The organism is Streptomyces aurantiogriseus (assembly GCF_014649375.1).
Classification (GTDB): domain Bacteria; phylum Actinomycetota; class Actinomycetes; order Streptomycetales; family Streptomycetaceae; genus Streptomyces; species Streptomyces aurantiogriseus.
Window position 1 is genome coordinate 392744 of the sequence record NZ_BMSX01000001.1, and the last position, 12957, is coordinate 405700.

Genomic DNA, 12957 nt, shown 5'->3' on the forward strand with positions numbered 1-12957 from the left:
CCCGGTCGGAGTTTCCCGGGTCCCCGGTCGGAGTTTCCCGGGTCCCCGGTCGGACCCGCGTCGGTCCTTCGACCGATCCATCCGGAAATCCCCGTGCGGGACCGATGAATCTGCGCGACGGTAAGGGTCTCCCCATGCGTAACCCCTTTGCGCGGAAGGACACCCCACCATGAGCCAGCACACCGCCGGCCTGGCCATCGAGACCGCGGGCCTGGTGAAGACGTTCGGCGAGACCCGGGCAGTGGACGGCGTGAACCTCGCCGTGCCGGCCGGCACGGTCTACGGCGTCCTCGGACCGAACGGCGCCGGCAAGACCACCACCGTCAAGATGCTCGCCACCCTTCTCAGGCCCGACGGCGGCGAGGCCCACGTCTTCGGCCACGACGTCGTCCGCGAGGCCGACGAGGTGCGCGGCCGGGTCAGCCTCACCGGCCAGTACGCGTCGGTGGACGAGGACCTCACCGGCACCGAGAACCTGGTGCTGCTGGGCCGGCTCCTCGGGCACGGCAAGAAGGCCGCGCGGGAGCGGTCGGCACAGCTGCTGGAGGCCTTCGGGCTCACCGACGCGGCCGGGAAGCAGGTCAAGCACTACTCGGGCGGTATGCGGCGTCGCATCGACATCGCCGCGTCCATCCTGAGCACGCCCGACCTGCTCTTCCTCGACGAGCCGACGACCGGTCTCGACCCGCGCAGCCGCAACCAGGTGTGGGACATCGTGCGGGCGGTGGTCGCCCAGGGCACCACGGTGCTGCTGACCACGCAGTACCTGGACGAGGCCGACCAGCTGGCCTCCCGGATCGCCGTGATCGACCGGGGCAAAGTGATCGCCGAGGGCACGAAGGGCGAACTGAAGGCGTCCGTGGGCGCCGGCTCCGTCCATCTGCGGCTGCGGGACGCGGAGCAGCGACCGGAGGCGGCGGAGGTGCTGCGGCGGGCGCTGGACGCGCGCGTGCAGCCCGAACCGGACCCCGTGGCACTGACGGCCCGGCTGGCGGCGGCGGCCGGCGACACGGCCGCCGAGCAGGCCGCGCGGGCGCTCGGCGAACTGGCCCGCGCCGGGATCACCGTCGACAACTTCTCGCTGGGCCAGCCCAGCCTGGACGAGGTGTTCCTCGCCCTCACCGGACACGACACCCACGAGAGCGCCGACGACGCGAACGACGAGGTGGCGGCATGAGCACCGCGACGACCAACGAGACCCAGGACCTCGCCCCCGTCAGCGCCGACTCGCTCGCCGCGCTGCTCGTCGCCAAGGAGCGCCCGCCGCGCCCCAGCGCGTGGTCGGCCTCCCTCACCTTCGGCTGGCGGGCGATGCTCAAGATCAAGCACGTGCCGGAGCAGCTCTTCGACGTCACCGCCTTCCCGATCATGATGGTGCTGATGTACACGTACCTCTTCGGGGGCGCCCTGGCCGGGTCGCCGAAGGAGTACATCCAGTTCCTGCTGCCGGGCATCCTCGTGATGTCGGTCGTGATGATCACGATGTACACGGGTGTCTCGGTGAACACCGACATCGAGAAGGGCGTGTTCGACCGCTTCCGCTCACTGCCGATCTGGCGGCCGTCGACGATGGTCGGCTACCTCCTCGGCGACGCCCTGCGCTACACCATCGCGTCCGTCGTGATGCTCACCGTCGGCATGATCCTCGGCTACCGCCCGGACGGCGGGGTCGGCGGTGTGGTCGCAGGGATCGCCCTGCTGATCGTCTTCTCGTTCGCGTTCTCGTGGATCTGGACGATGTTCGGGCTGCTGCTGCGCACCGAGAAGTCGGTGATGGGCGTCAGCATGATGGTGATCTTCCCGCTGACCTTCCTGTCCAACGTGTTCGTCGACCCGAAGACCATGCCGGGCTGGCTGCAGGCGTTCGTCAACAACAGCCCCGTCACGCATCTGTCGTCCGCGGTGCGCGGGCTGATGGCCGGCGACTGGCCGACGGCCGAGATCGCCTGGTCACTGGGGTGGTCCGGGCTGTTCGTGCTGGTCTTCGGGCCGGTGACGATGCGGTTGTACAACCGTAAGTAGGTGTGCGGGCGGCTCAACGGGGTGCCGTCGGCCGCTCCGGCGGCACCCGCACGATGGTGACGAGACGGTCCGTCAACTCCAGGACGCCGACGGCCGGATCGTCGTAGGGGAGGACCCGGTGGCCGCGCACGACGCTCACCACCAGGTCGTCCGTCTCGCGCGGGGTGCGTCCCGACTCGGCCTTGGTGACCGGCCGTTCGACGATGTCCAGGCCACTGCCCTGGTGCATCAGGTTCTCCATGATCTGGCCGGCCGCCGGGCTGAGCACGGACAGGCCGAGGAGCCGTCCGGCCGCTCCGGCGCTGGTGATGACCTCGTCGGCGCCGGACTGCTTCAGCAGCGGCGCGTTCTCCTCCTCCCGCACCGCGGCCACGATCTTCGCGCGGGGGTTGAGCTGGCGGGCCGTCAGGACCACGAGGACGGCGGTGTCGTCACGCTCGGTCGCGATGATGATCTTCCCCGCCCGCTGCACCTCCGCCCGCCGCAGCACGTCACTGCGCGTCGCGTCGCCTACCACGCCCTCATAGCCCTCGGCCGTCGCCGCGTCGATCATCTTGGCACCGGGGTCGATGACAACGACCTGCTCCTTGCGCAGCCCTGCGGCACAGGCGGTACGGATCGCGGCCCGCCCCTTCGTGCCGAAGCCGACGACGACGGTGTGGTCGCGCAAGGGGAACCTCCGGGATGCTGGGCGAAACCTCGGTGCGGACAGGGTGTTGCTCACGGTGGGTGCGACCCCGCCGGGAACCATGGTGCCCACCGATCGGATCACCACCACAGGGGGCACGCGATGCGAGACCACGAACGACCAGTCACCGGGAGGGGCAGACTCACCCTCCTGAAGTCTCTCTGGTACCGCTCGCGCGCCGAGGCCCGCGACGACGCCGAGGCGGGCCGCTCCATCACCATGCCGCTGCAGAGCGGCCTCCCCCCGCTCCAACAGGTCCTCCGGCGCCTCGCCCTGGCCCTGTTCGTCCTGGCCCTCACCACGCTGATCGTCTACGTCGACCACGAGGGCTACAACGACAACTCCGACGGCTCCGTCGACTTCCTCGACGCCGCCTACTACGCCACCGTCACCCTCTCCACCACCGGCTACGGCGACATCACGCCCGTCAGCGACGCCGCCCGGCTGGTGAACATCCTCGTCATCACCCCGCTGCGCGTGCTGTTCCTGATCATCCTGGTCGGTACGACCCTCGAAGTGCTCACCGAGCGCACCCGCCAGCAGGTCCGCGTCCACCGCTGGCGCGCCCGCACCCGCGACCACGTCGTGGTCGTCGGATACGGCACGAAGGGCCGTCACGCGGTGGAGACGCTGGTCGGGCAGGGCATCGGCAAGGACCGGATCGTCGTGGTGGACGCCCAGCGCAAGGCGGCCGACGCAGCCGGCGACGACGGACTGGTGTCGGTGACCGGGGACGCCACCCGATCGGAGACGCTCCTCAGGGCCGAGGTCCAGAGCGCCGACCGGGTGATCGTCGCCCCGCAACGCGACGACACCGCCGCCCTGGTCACCCTCACCGCCCGCCAGCTGAACCGGCGCGCCACGATCGTCGCCGCCGCCCGGGAGGACGAGAACGTGCCACTGCTCAAGCAGTCCGGTGCGGACACCGTGGTCACCAGCTCCAGCTCCGCCGGCCGGCTCCTCGGGGTCTCGATGGTCAGCCCGACCGTGGCCAGGACACTGGAGGATCTGATGACACTCGGCAGCGGCCTGGACCTCATCGAGCGTCCCGTCACCGCGGAAGAGGCGGGTCGGTCGCCGCGCGCCAGCGCGGACCTGATCGTGGCCGTCGTCCGCGGCAAGGAACTCCTGGACTTCGCCGACCCCCGACTCGCCCAGCTCAAGGCGGGAGACCGGGTGATCACGGTGAGCCGGGCGATCGTTGCCGACCAGGCGTGACCGTCCTGGAGGCCCCCACCTGCCCTACGGGGAGGTTTCACGTGAAACAGGCGGAGAAGGCCCAACCGTGCGTTTCACGTGAAACACGCCGGGGTGGTACTTGCTGGGTGGTACATGCCCTCCCCTTCCGACGTTTCACGTGAAACAGGCCCCGATACCGGCCACAGCCCAGGGCAGGTCGAGCAGTTCCGCCTCCTGACCGGCCGGAGCACCGCCCGGCGGTACGACGGCGAGCGCGTCGGCCGCCGCGATGCCCCGCAGCATCGCCGGGCCGTGGTAGTGCAGCGGCACGGCGTGGTCGCCCCGCAGAACGACCGGAATGAGCCGGGTGTCGTACGGGTGCCCCTGCGCCGCCTCTCGCAGGGGCAGCGTGTAGGGCTCCGGGGCCGGACGGGCGGCGAGGGTTCGCAGCAGGGGCTCGGCGAGCGTGAGCAGGCCCGAGACGGCCGCGAGGGGGTTGCCGGGCAGGCCCACGAGGTGCTGGTCGGGCTTGAGGCGGGCCAGCAACATCGGGTGACCGGGGCGCACCTGGACGCCGTCGACCAGGAGCTCGGCGCCGAGGCGGCGCAGGGTGGGGTGGACGTGGTCGACGGGGCCCGCGGCCGTACCGCCGGTGGTGACGATGAGGTCGGCCGAGGACAGGGTGAGGGCCTGGTGCAGGGCCTTCGCGTCGTCGCCGAGCCTGCGCAGGGCCACGACGTCGGCGCCCAGTGCGCGCAGCCACGGCGGCAGCATCGGGCCGAGCGCGTCCCGGATGAGGCCGTCGTGCGGGCGGCCCTCGGTGAGCAGTTCGTCGCCCAGGACGAGCACCTCGACCCGGGGGCGGGGAACGGCGGCCAGGGTGTCGTACCCGGCCGCCGCGGCGAGCCCGAGGACGGCCGGGGTCACCACCGCTCCGGTGGGCAGCAGTTGGTCGCCGGAGCGGCACTCCTGGCCGCGGGGACGGATGTCCTGGCCGTGCTGGACCTCGCGGGTCGGGTGGAGTCGTCCCTGCTCGTCGGTGCGGCCGTGCTCGCTGCGCAGCACCGCCGTGGTGTCCGGGGGAATCCGGGCGCCGGTGGCGATGCGGGCGGCCTCCCCGTCGGCGAGCGGCGCGGGTTCGGCGTGCCCGGCCAGGACACCCTCCTCCCGTACGTCCCAGGGCCCGGGGCCGGCGACGGCCCAGCCGTCCATCGCGGAGGTGTTGAAGGAGGGGAGGTCGGTGAGGGCGGTGAGGGGGGCCGCCAGGACGAGGCCGAGGGCGTCGCCGAGGGTCACGGAGACGGGGGTGCGGCGGGCGGCGAGGGAGCGGGCGGCGCGACCGGCGATCGCGCGGGCGTCGGTCCAGGGGGTGGCCCGGTGGCGGGGCTCCGCGCCGGAGGGGCGGGCGGGGTTGCCTCGGCCGGGCGCCGGGACGGGTCCGGGGCCGCGGTCGCCGGCCGGGCGCGCGGCGTGGTGGTCGTCCTTCACGAGGGCGAGTACCTCCTCGACGTCGAGGTCCTCCGCGTCCTGGCCGTCCCGGATTCCGGGGGCGGTCATCCGGCGTCCGGGCGGGTGTCGGGCGTGGCGTCCGGGGCCACGTCGGAGCGACCGTCGGCGGACTCGTCGGCCCAGCGCAGGGCCAGGGCGGCGGCCTTGCGGGCGGCCTCGGCGACGGCTTCGGGGCCTCCCTGGGCCCGCGCGGCCGCGTAGCCGACCAGGAAGGTGGTCAGCGGGGCCGCGGGGCGGGCCACTCCATGGGCGGCGTCGCGGGCGAGGTCGAGGAGGACGTCGGTGTCGACGTCGAGGTCGATGCCCAGCTCGTCCTTGACTGCGGAAATCCATTCATCCAACACGTGGCCATGCTCCCTGATACGTGCCCTGGCGGTGGCGATGTCGTCCCAGGTGTCGCAGTCGAAGGATGCGACGGGATCGGGGACGCGGGTGAGGTCGAGCCCGGCGGTGAGCCGGCGCAGGGGGAGGCCGGTGAGGCCACCCTGCTCGTCGCCGAGCGCCGTGAGTTCGCGGCGCAGGGCGGCCGTGCGGTACGCGGCGACGAGCGGCTGGTCGCGGCCGTCGGCGTCGGTGAGCAGCGCGCCCTCGGCTCCGCCGCTACCCAGGGCGGCCAGCAGGCGCCGTACGGTGTCCGGCGCGAGGAACGGCAGGTCGGCGGAGAGGACGACGACGAGGTCGGCGCTGGTGTGGTGCAGTCCGGCGCCGAGGGCGGAGAGAGGGCCCGCGCCGGGCGGGTCCTCGCGCGCCCACCGCACCGGCCGGAGGGTGGGCCGGGGGTCGGCGACGACGACGGTCGTGTGCGCGCCGGCGCAAGCCGCGAGGACCCGGTCGAGCAGCGCGCGCCCGCCCACCCGCACGCCGGGCTTGTCGGCGCCGCCGAGGCGGCGGGCACCGCCTCCGGCGAGCACGACGGCGTCGTGGGCGGGGGGCTCGCCGGAGGTCGCTCCTCGGGGCTCGTTCGAAGTCACCCCCCGAGTATGCGCGGCGTCCCGATCACAGGGAACGCGGGAGCCCCCCTGGCCTCACAGTGTGCGCAGCAGTACCGCCGGCTGTTCCACGCAGTCCGCCACATGGCGCAGGAAGCCGCCCGCCGTGCCGCCGTCGCACACCCGGTGATCGAAGGTGAGCGAGAGCTGGACGACCTGGCGCACAGCCAGTTCGCCCTCGTGGACCCAGGGCTTGGGGACGATACGGCCGACACCGAGCATGGCCGCCTCGGGATGGTTGACGATCGGCGTGGAGCCGTCGACGCCGAAGACGCCGTAGTTGTTCAGCGTGAAGGTCCCGCCGGTCAGTTCGGCCGGGGTGAGGGTGCCGGTGCGGGCCGCCTCGGTGAGGCGGGCGAACTCCGCGGTGAGCCCCTCGGCGTCCCGGGCATGCGCGTCGCGGACGACGGGCACGACGAGCCCCCGCTCGGTCTGCGCGGCGAACCCGAGGTGGACGTGGTCGAACAGGACGACCTCCCTGGCCTCCTGGTCGACGGTGGAGTTGAGCTCCGGGAAGCGGGCCAGGGCCGCCGTGCAGATCCGGGCGAGCAGGGCGAGGAGGGAGATCTTCGGGCCGCCGGCGGCGTTCATGGCCGTCCGGGCGCGCATCAGTTCCGTCGCGTCGGCGTCCACCCAGCAGGTCGCGTCGGGGATCTCGCGGCGGCTGCGGGAGAGCTTGTCGGCGACGGCACCGCGGACGCCCTTGAGGGGGATGCGGCGGCCTCCGGCGGGGGCCGAGGGGGTGGGGGTGCCGGCCGTCGGCGTCACCGGGGCGGGCCGGGTGGGGGCGGTGGTCGTCGCCACACGCGTGTGCTGCCCCGTCGTCGGCTGCGTCACCCGGCCCTGGGCTGCGGCCACCCGCAGGGCGTCCTCCACATCCGCCCGCAGGATCAGGCCGTCGGGTCCGGATCCTCTCAACTCCCGTAGGTCCAGGCCGTTCTCCCGGGCGAGACGGCGCACGAGGGGCGAGATGACGGGGACAGGACCGTCCGCGGCCGGGACCGTGGCATCACCCGGGCCGGCCAAGCCACCGGTCTGCCCGGTGGCCGCCGGGGCCACGGTGGCAGCAGCGGCAGGCTCCGGCGGTACCGGGGTGGCCGATGGCCCGGGCCGCGCCGGCCGCACCCGGCGTCGGCGCGCGGGCGCTTCCGACGTGCCGTAGCCCACCAGCACGTTGCCCGAGCCCCGGGTGTCCGAGCCCTCCGTCGAACCGCCGGAGGCCGGCGCGCCGACCGCGACCGTCAGCAGCGGGGCGCCGACGGGCAGTTCCGTGCCCTCCTCGCCGAAGCGGGCGGTGACCACACCGCCGTAGGGGCAGGGCACCTCGACCATTGCCTTGGCCGTCTCGACCTCGACGACCGGCTGGTCGACGGCGACGACGTCACCGACCTGGACCAGCCAGCGGACGATCTCCGCCTCGGTGAGCCCCTCCCCGAGGTCGGGGAGCTTGAACTCCAGCACCTGTGCCATCAGCTCTCGGCCTCCCACTGCAGACGCGCCACGGCGTCCAGGATGCGGTCGACGCCGGGCAGGTGGTGGCGCTCCAGCATCGGCGGCGGGTAGGGGATGTCGAACCCGGCCACACGCAGCACCGGTGCCTCCAGATGGTGGAAGCAGCGCTCCGTGACGCGGGCCGCGATCTCCCCGCCCGGGCCTGAGAAGGAGCCCGATTCGTGGACGACGACCGCGCGGCCGGTCCGCCGTACCGAGGCGCAGACCGTCTCGTCGTCGAACGGCACCAGCGAACGCAGGTCGACGACTTCGAGGTCCCAGCCCTCTGCCCGGGCCGCCTCGGCGGCTTCGAGGCAGACGGGCACCGACGGCCCGTACGTGATGAGTGTGGCGCTCCGGCCCGAGCGCCGCACCACCGCGCGGCCGATGGGTTCAACGGTCTGCGGGTCCTCCGGGTTCCAGGCGTCCTTGGACCAGTACAGGCGCTTGGGTTCGAGGAAGACGACCGGGTCGTCGGAGGCGATCGCGGCGCGCAGCAGGCCGTAGGCGTCGGCGACGGTGGCGGGCGTGACGACATGGAGCCCCGGAGTCGCCATGTAGTACGCCTCGGAGGAGTCGCTGTGGTGCTCGACGCCGCCGATGCCGCCGCCGTAGGGAACGCGGACGGTGATCGGCAGCGGCATACGGCCGCGCGTGCGGTTGCGCATACGGGCGACGTGGCTGATGAGCTGCTCGAACGCCGGATAGGCGAAGGCGTCGAACTGCATTTCCACGACCGGGCGCAGGCCGTACATGGCCATGCCCACGGCCGTGCCGAGGATGCCCGCCTCGGCGAGCGGGGTGTCGGTGCAGCGGTCCTCGCCGAACTCCTTGGCTAGTCCGTCGGTGACCCGGAAGACGCCGCCGAGGGTGCCGACGTCCTCGCCCAGGACATGCACGGACGGGTCGGCGGCCATCGCGTCACGGAGCGCGCGCGTGAGGGCCTGCGCCATGGTGGCCGGCTTGACGGCGACAGTGGTCATCAGCGCCCCTCCTCCCCTTCCGCCTCCAGCTCGGCCCGCAACAGGGCGCGCTGCTCGCGCAGTTGGGGGGTGGGCTCGGCGTACACATGGGCGAACAGGTCCATGGGGTCGAGCGTCGCGTCCTGGTTCATACGGGCGCGCAGGTCGGCGGCCAGGGTCTCGGCGGCGTCCCGCGCCGCCTGCTTCGTCTCGTCGTCGAGCAGTCCGCGCGCGGTCAGCTCACGCTCCAGCAGCAGGATCGGGTCGTGTTCACGCCAGGTCTCGACCTCGGCGTCGCCGCGGTAGCGGGTCGCGTCGTCGGCGTTGGTGTGGGCTTCGATGCGGTAGGTGACGGCTTCGACGAGGGTCGGCCCGCCGCCCGCGCGCGCGTGCCGTACGGCGTCGCCCAGCACCTCGTGCACGGCCACCGCGTCGTTGCCGTCGACCAGGCGGCCCGGCATGCCGTACCCGACGGCCTTGTGGGCCAGGGAGGGGGCGGCGGTCTGCTTGGCGAGCGGGACGGAGATGGCGAAGCCGTTGTTCTGCACGAGGAAGACGACCGGTGCCTGCCAGACGGCCGCGAAGTTCAGCGCCTCGTGGAAGTCGCCCTCGCTGGTGCCGCCGTCACCGACCAGGGCGAGCGCGACCACGTCGTCGCCCTTGAGGCGGGCGGCGTGGGCGAGGCCGACGGCGTGCGGAAGCTGGGTGGCGAGCGGGGTGCACAGGGGCGCCACGCGGTGCTCGTGGGGGTCGTAGCCGGTGTGCCAGTCGCCGCGCAGCAGGGTGAGGGCCTCGACGGGGTCCACACCCCGTGCGACGGCCGCGAGGGTGTCGCGGTAGCTGGGGAAGAGCCAGTCGCGCTCCTGAAGGACGAGCGCGGCAGCGACCTCGCAGGCCTCCTGACCGGTGCTGGAGGGGTAGACGGCGAGGCGGCCCTGCTTGGTGAGGGCGGTCGCCTGCGCGTTGTAGCGGCGGCCGAGCACCAGCTGGGCGTAGAGCCGGCGCAGCAGCTCCGGATCGGCCTGCGCGGCCGCCTCGGTGCCGAGGACGCGGTGGGGCTCCGCGTCGGGCAGCAGCGGCGCGGGGTCGGTGCGGGGCTGCCAGGCGGGCGGCGGCGTTGGCCGATACGCGCCCCGCTGCTCCATGACCGTCATGACGGCACCTCCTCATAGGAGTGGCTACGGGAGGCGTGTCGGCTGTGACCCGCCTCACCTACCGATTGTTCGGTCGTCGGCACATTTTGGCTACAGGCACCCTCAGGCTGTGGACAAACGGTTCTGCACAACCTGAGATGGACGCAGGACGTCCACGGCGGAGAGGCGGGGGGACATGGCAGCTGAACAAATGGCCGACGGCCCGGACGGCGGACCCCTACTGCCACCGCCCCGCCCACTCGACGCCATCGATCAGGACATCCTGCAGATGCTCCAGTCGGACGGCCGAGCGTCGATACGGTCGGTCGCCGAGCGGGTGCACGTCTCGCGCGCCAACGCCTACGCGCGCATCAACCGGCTCGTCGAGGACGGCGTCATCCGCGGTTTCGGCGCCCGTGTCAACCACGAGCGCGCCGGCCACGGCACCTCCGCGTACATCACGCTGAAGATCGTCCAGAACTCCTGGCGCACGGTGCGCGAGCAGCTCAGACAGTTGCCCGGCGCCTCTCACATCGCCCTGGTGGGCGGCGACTTCGACGTCCTGCTCCTGGTGCACACGCCCGACAACAGGGCACTGCGCGAGCTGGTGCTCACCCGGCTCCAGGCGATTCCCGAGGTGCTCAGCACGCGCACGCTGCTGGTGTTCGAGGAGGAGGACCTGGAACCGCAGGGATGAGGCTTCACAGCCACAGGGACGAGGCTTGAAAAGAAGCCACAGAAGTGAGGCTTCAGGGGCTGGACCGGCCTCAGACGTCGTCCCGGAGGCCTCCGAACACCAACCGCACCACCGCTTCGGCCACTTCGCGCTCGCCCATGCCCCGCCCGTCCGGCCGGTACCACTCGACGATCGAGTTGATCATCCCGAAGACCAGCCGGGTCGCGAGCCGCACCTCCACGTCGGCGCGCACCTGCCCGTCGACGGCGGCCGCCTTCAGCAGCGCGGCGACCCGGTGGTCGAAGTCGCGGCGGCGCTCCAGCGCCCACCGCTCGGTGTCGGTGTTGCCGCGCACCCGCAGCAGCAGCGTCACATAGGGCAGCTCGGCTATGAGCACCTCGACCATGCGCCGCACGACGTACTCCAGGCGGTCGGCGGCGCGCCCCACGCGCGCGTGCTCCTCGTCGAGGATCCCGAAGAGGCCGTCCAGCGCCCGGCTGACCGCGCGGCGCAGCAATTCCTCCTTGCCGGCGACATGGTGGTAGATCGACGACTTGGAGATGCCGGCCGCCTTGGAGAGGTGCTCCATGGACGTGCCGTCGTAACCGCGCTCGTTGAAGACCTGCACGGCGACCGACAGCAGGGTCTCCGGGGTGTACGTGTCGCGCTTGGCGGTGGTCACGAGGCGCCCTCCCGCTTCTCGGTGGCGTAGGAGTGCCGGTAGAGCGCGAGGGACGGCGCGTAGCGGCCGGAGGGGTCGCGCTGGTGGAGGTCGTCCAGGAGGGAGCAGGCCCAGCTGCGGCCGAGTCTGCGGCTCCACTCGAAGGGGCCGAGCGGGTAGTTCACGCCCAGGCGCATCGCGGTGTCGATGTCCTCCTCGGTGGCCACGCCCTTGGCGACGGCGTCGTGCGCGAGGTCGACGATCCGCGCGACCGTGCGGGCGACGATCATGCCGGGGACGTCGCCGATGACGCTGACGTCCTTGCCGAGGGCCTGGAACAGGCCGATGGCCTCGGAGAGGGCCTGCGGGGAGGTGTCCTGGGAGGCGGACAGGGCGATGCGGGTGGCCTTGCGGTAGTCCAGGGCGAGGTCGAAGTAGACGACGTCCCGGAACTCCACGGAGGTCTGCCCGTCGGCGAGCGCGAGCTGGCCCTCGCCGGGCAGCACCAGGCGGGTGCCGTGGTCCTCTTCCTCCTCGCGGACCTGGATGCCCGCCTCGCGGATCATCGCGAGCAGCTCCGAGGCGGGGCCCAGGTCACCCTCGGCGACGACGTAGGCGGGCGGCTGGTGCTTCTCCGCGGTGTGCGGTTCGGCGCGGTCGGCTCCGTCGCGGTAGTCGTACCAACCCTGGCCCGTCTTGCGGCCGAGGCGGCCGGACTCGACCAGGCGGCGCTGGGCGAGCGAGGGGGTGAAGCGCACGTCCTGGAAGAAGGACTGCCACACGGAGTGCGTGACGGACTCGTTGACGTCCTGTCCGATCAGGTCGGTCAGCTCGAAGGCGCCCATCCGGAAGCCGCCCGACTCACGCAGGACCGCGTCGATGGTGGCGGGGTCGGCGCCCTGGGCCTCGTAGACCGCGAAGGCCTCGGCGTAGAAGGGCCGCGCGATGCGGTTGACGATGAAGCCGGGGGTGTCGGCGCAGGCGACCGGGGTCTTGCCCCAGACGCGGGCGGTCTCGTACGCGCGCGTGGCCGAGGTGACGTCGGTGGCGAAGCCGGAGACGACCTCGACGAGCGGCAGCAACGGCGCGGGGTTGAAGAAGTGCAGGCCCACGAAGCGGCCCGGGTTGCGCAGGGCGCCGCCGATGGCCGTCACCGACAGGGACGAGGTGTTGGTCGCGAGCAGACAGTCCTCGCCGACGATGCCCTCCAGGGCGCGGAACAGCTCCTGCTTGACGTCCAGGCGCTCCAGGACGGCCTCCACGACCAGCGCGCAGCCCGCGAGCCCGGCGAGATCGTCCACGGGCGTGAGACGCGCGCGGGCGGCGTCCCGCTCGGCGGCGGTGAGACGGTCCTTCTCGACGAGCCGGTCGAGGCGGGCGCCGATCGCGGCGGCCGCTTCCCGGGCGCGGTCCGCGACGGCGTCGTACAGCCGCACGGGGTGACCCGCGACCAGCGCGACCTGGGCGATGCCCTGGCCCATGGTGCCGGTGCCGACGACGGCCACGGGGCTGCTGAGGTCGAGTGCTGTCATGTGCGCGATCCTCCCGCACGGGGTTTTCCACAGATGCGGCGGTCCCCCTTGTCCCGACCGATCGTTCGGTTACTCTAACTCTGACTGTGTGTTCCTGTCCCCTGTTTCCGCCCAG

At 72.6% G+C, this 12957-nt stretch carries 11 protein-coding genes and 1 pseudogene; 4 read left to right on the top strand and 8 right to left on the bottom strand.

The annotated features are described in order from the left end of the window. Positions 1 to 169 precede the first annotated feature (169 nt). Complete coding sequence (locus tag IE263_RS01840; protein ID WP_189931418.1) at positions 170 to 1177, top strand: ATP-binding cassette domain-containing protein; 1008 nt, start codon at positions 170 to 172, stop codon at positions 1175 to 1177. After that, complete coding sequence (locus IE263_RS01845; RefSeq protein WP_189931420.1) at positions 1174 to 2022, top strand: ABC transporter permease; 849 nt, start codon at positions 1174 to 1176, stop codon at positions 2020 to 2022. Before IE263_RS01840 ends, IE263_RS01845 begins: the two co-directional genes overlap by 4 nt. Positions 2023 to 2035: 13 nt before the next feature. Here the strand turns inward: IE263_RS01845 and IE263_RS01850 are convergent. After that, positions 2036 to 2701: pseudogene (locus IE263_RS01850) on the bottom strand (potassium channel family protein); the annotation flags it as partial. Positions 2702 to 2812: 111 nt separating this feature from the next. Between IE263_RS01850 and IE263_RS01855 the strand changes: the two are divergent. After that, positions 2813 to 3928 carry a potassium channel family protein gene (locus IE263_RS01855; protein ID WP_189931425.1) on the top strand — a complete coding sequence of 372 codons (1116 nt, stop codon included), beginning with the start codon at positions 2813 to 2815 and terminating at the stop codon, positions 3926 to 3928. A 135-nt stretch (positions 3929 to 4063) separates the two neighbouring features. Here IE263_RS01855 and IE263_RS01860 read toward each other — a convergent pair whose 3' ends face one another. The 5 genes from IE263_RS01860 to pdhA are packed head-to-tail and all read right to left on the bottom strand — an operon-like array spanning position 4064 to position 9994. Further along, positions 4064 to 5446: a molybdopterin molybdotransferase MoeA gene (locus IE263_RS01860; RefSeq protein ID WP_189931427.1), complete on the bottom strand. Its 1383-nt coding sequence runs from the start codon at positions 5444 to 5446 to the stop codon at positions 4064 to 4066. Continuing rightward, the gene (locus IE263_RS01865) at positions 5443 to 6369 is read right to left on the bottom strand and encodes an NTP transferase domain-containing protein (RefSeq protein ID WP_189931429.1); all 927 of its coding nucleotides are present in this window, start codon (positions 6367 to 6369) and stop codon (positions 5443 to 5445) included. Before IE263_RS01865 ends, IE263_RS01860 begins: the two co-directional genes overlap by 4 nt. Positions 6370 to 6423: 54 nt before the next feature. Further along, the gene (locus IE263_RS01870; RefSeq protein ID WP_189931431.1) at positions 6424 to 7857 is read right to left on the bottom strand and encodes a dihydrolipoamide acetyltransferase family protein; all 1434 of its coding nucleotides are present in this window, start codon (positions 7855 to 7857) and stop codon (positions 6424 to 6426) included. Then, positions 7857 to 8861: an alpha-ketoacid dehydrogenase subunit beta gene (locus IE263_RS01875; RefSeq protein ID WP_189931433.1), complete on the bottom strand. Its 1005-nt coding sequence runs from the start codon at positions 8859 to 8861 to the stop codon at positions 7857 to 7859. The genes IE263_RS01870 and IE263_RS01875 overlap by 1 nt, the downstream gene beginning before the upstream one ends. After that, positions 8861 to 9994, bottom strand: a complete 1134-nt coding sequence (gene pdhA, locus IE263_RS01880; RefSeq protein ID WP_189931434.1) for a pyruvate dehydrogenase (acetyl-transferring) E1 component subunit alpha — start codon at positions 9992 to 9994, stop codon at positions 8861 to 8863. Before pdhA ends, IE263_RS01875 begins: the two co-directional genes overlap by 1 nt. A gap of 190 nt (positions 9995 to 10184) precedes the next feature. Here pdhA and IE263_RS01885 point away from each other — a divergent pair, with 190 nt between their 5' ends. Continuing rightward, the gene (locus tag IE263_RS01885) at positions 10185 to 10670 is read left to right on the top strand and encodes an Lrp/AsnC family transcriptional regulator (RefSeq protein WP_189932006.1); all 486 of its coding nucleotides are present in this window, start codon (positions 10185 to 10187) and stop codon (positions 10668 to 10670) included. A 70-nt stretch (positions 10671 to 10740) separates the two neighbouring features. Here IE263_RS01885 and IE263_RS01890 read toward each other — a convergent pair whose 3' ends face one another. Together IE263_RS01890 and IE263_RS01895 are read right to left on the bottom strand one after the other, a co-directional pair. Next, positions 10741 to 11331, bottom strand: coding sequence for a TetR/AcrR family transcriptional regulator (locus tag IE263_RS01890; RefSeq protein ID WP_189931436.1), 591 nt, complete (start codon positions 11329 to 11331; stop codon positions 10741 to 10743). Further along, positions 11328 to 12842 carry a 3-hydroxyacyl-CoA dehydrogenase gene (locus tag IE263_RS01895; RefSeq protein WP_189931438.1) on the bottom strand — a complete coding sequence of 505 codons (1515 nt, stop codon included), beginning with the start codon at positions 12840 to 12842 and terminating at the stop codon, positions 11328 to 11330. The genes IE263_RS01890 and IE263_RS01895 overlap by 4 nt, the downstream gene beginning before the upstream one ends. Positions 12843 to 12957 lie beyond the last annotated feature (115 nt).

Excerpts from the sequence above, each read along its gene's own strand:
- pdhA (WP_189931434.1), bottom strand. The coding sequence starts at position 9,994 with ATGACGGTCATGGAGCAGCGGGGCGCGTATCGGCCAACGCCGCCGCCC.
- IE263_RS01840 (WP_189931418.1), top strand. The coding sequence starts at position 170 with ATGAGCCAGCACACCGCCGGCCTGGCCATCGAGACCGCGGGCCTGGTG.
- IE263_RS01885 (WP_189932006.1), top strand. The coding sequence starts at position 10,185 with ATGGCCGACGGCCCGGACGGCGGACCCCTACTGCCACCGCCCCGCCCA.
- IE263_RS01895 (WP_189931438.1), bottom strand. The coding sequence starts at position 12,842 with ATGACAGCACTCGACCTCAGCAGCCCCGTGGCCGTCGTCGGCACCGGC.
- IE263_RS01845 (WP_189931420.1), top strand. The coding sequence starts at position 1,174 with ATGAGCACCGCGACGACCAACGAGACCCAGGACCTCGCCCCCGTCAGC.
- IE263_RS01855 (WP_189931425.1), top strand. The coding sequence starts at position 2,813 with ATGCGAGACCACGAACGACCAGTCACCGGGAGGGGCAGACTCACCCTC.
- IE263_RS01860 (WP_189931427.1), bottom strand. The coding sequence starts at position 5,446 with ATGACCGCCCCCGGAATCCGGGACGGCCAGGACGCGGAGGACCTCGAC.
- IE263_RS01870 (WP_189931431.1), bottom strand. The coding sequence starts at position 7,857 with ATGGCACAGGTGCTGGAGTTCAAGCTCCCCGACCTCGGGGAGGGGCTC.
- IE263_RS01875 (WP_189931433.1), bottom strand. The coding sequence starts at position 8,861 with ATGACCACTGTCGCCGTCAAGCCGGCCACCATGGCGCAGGCCCTCACG.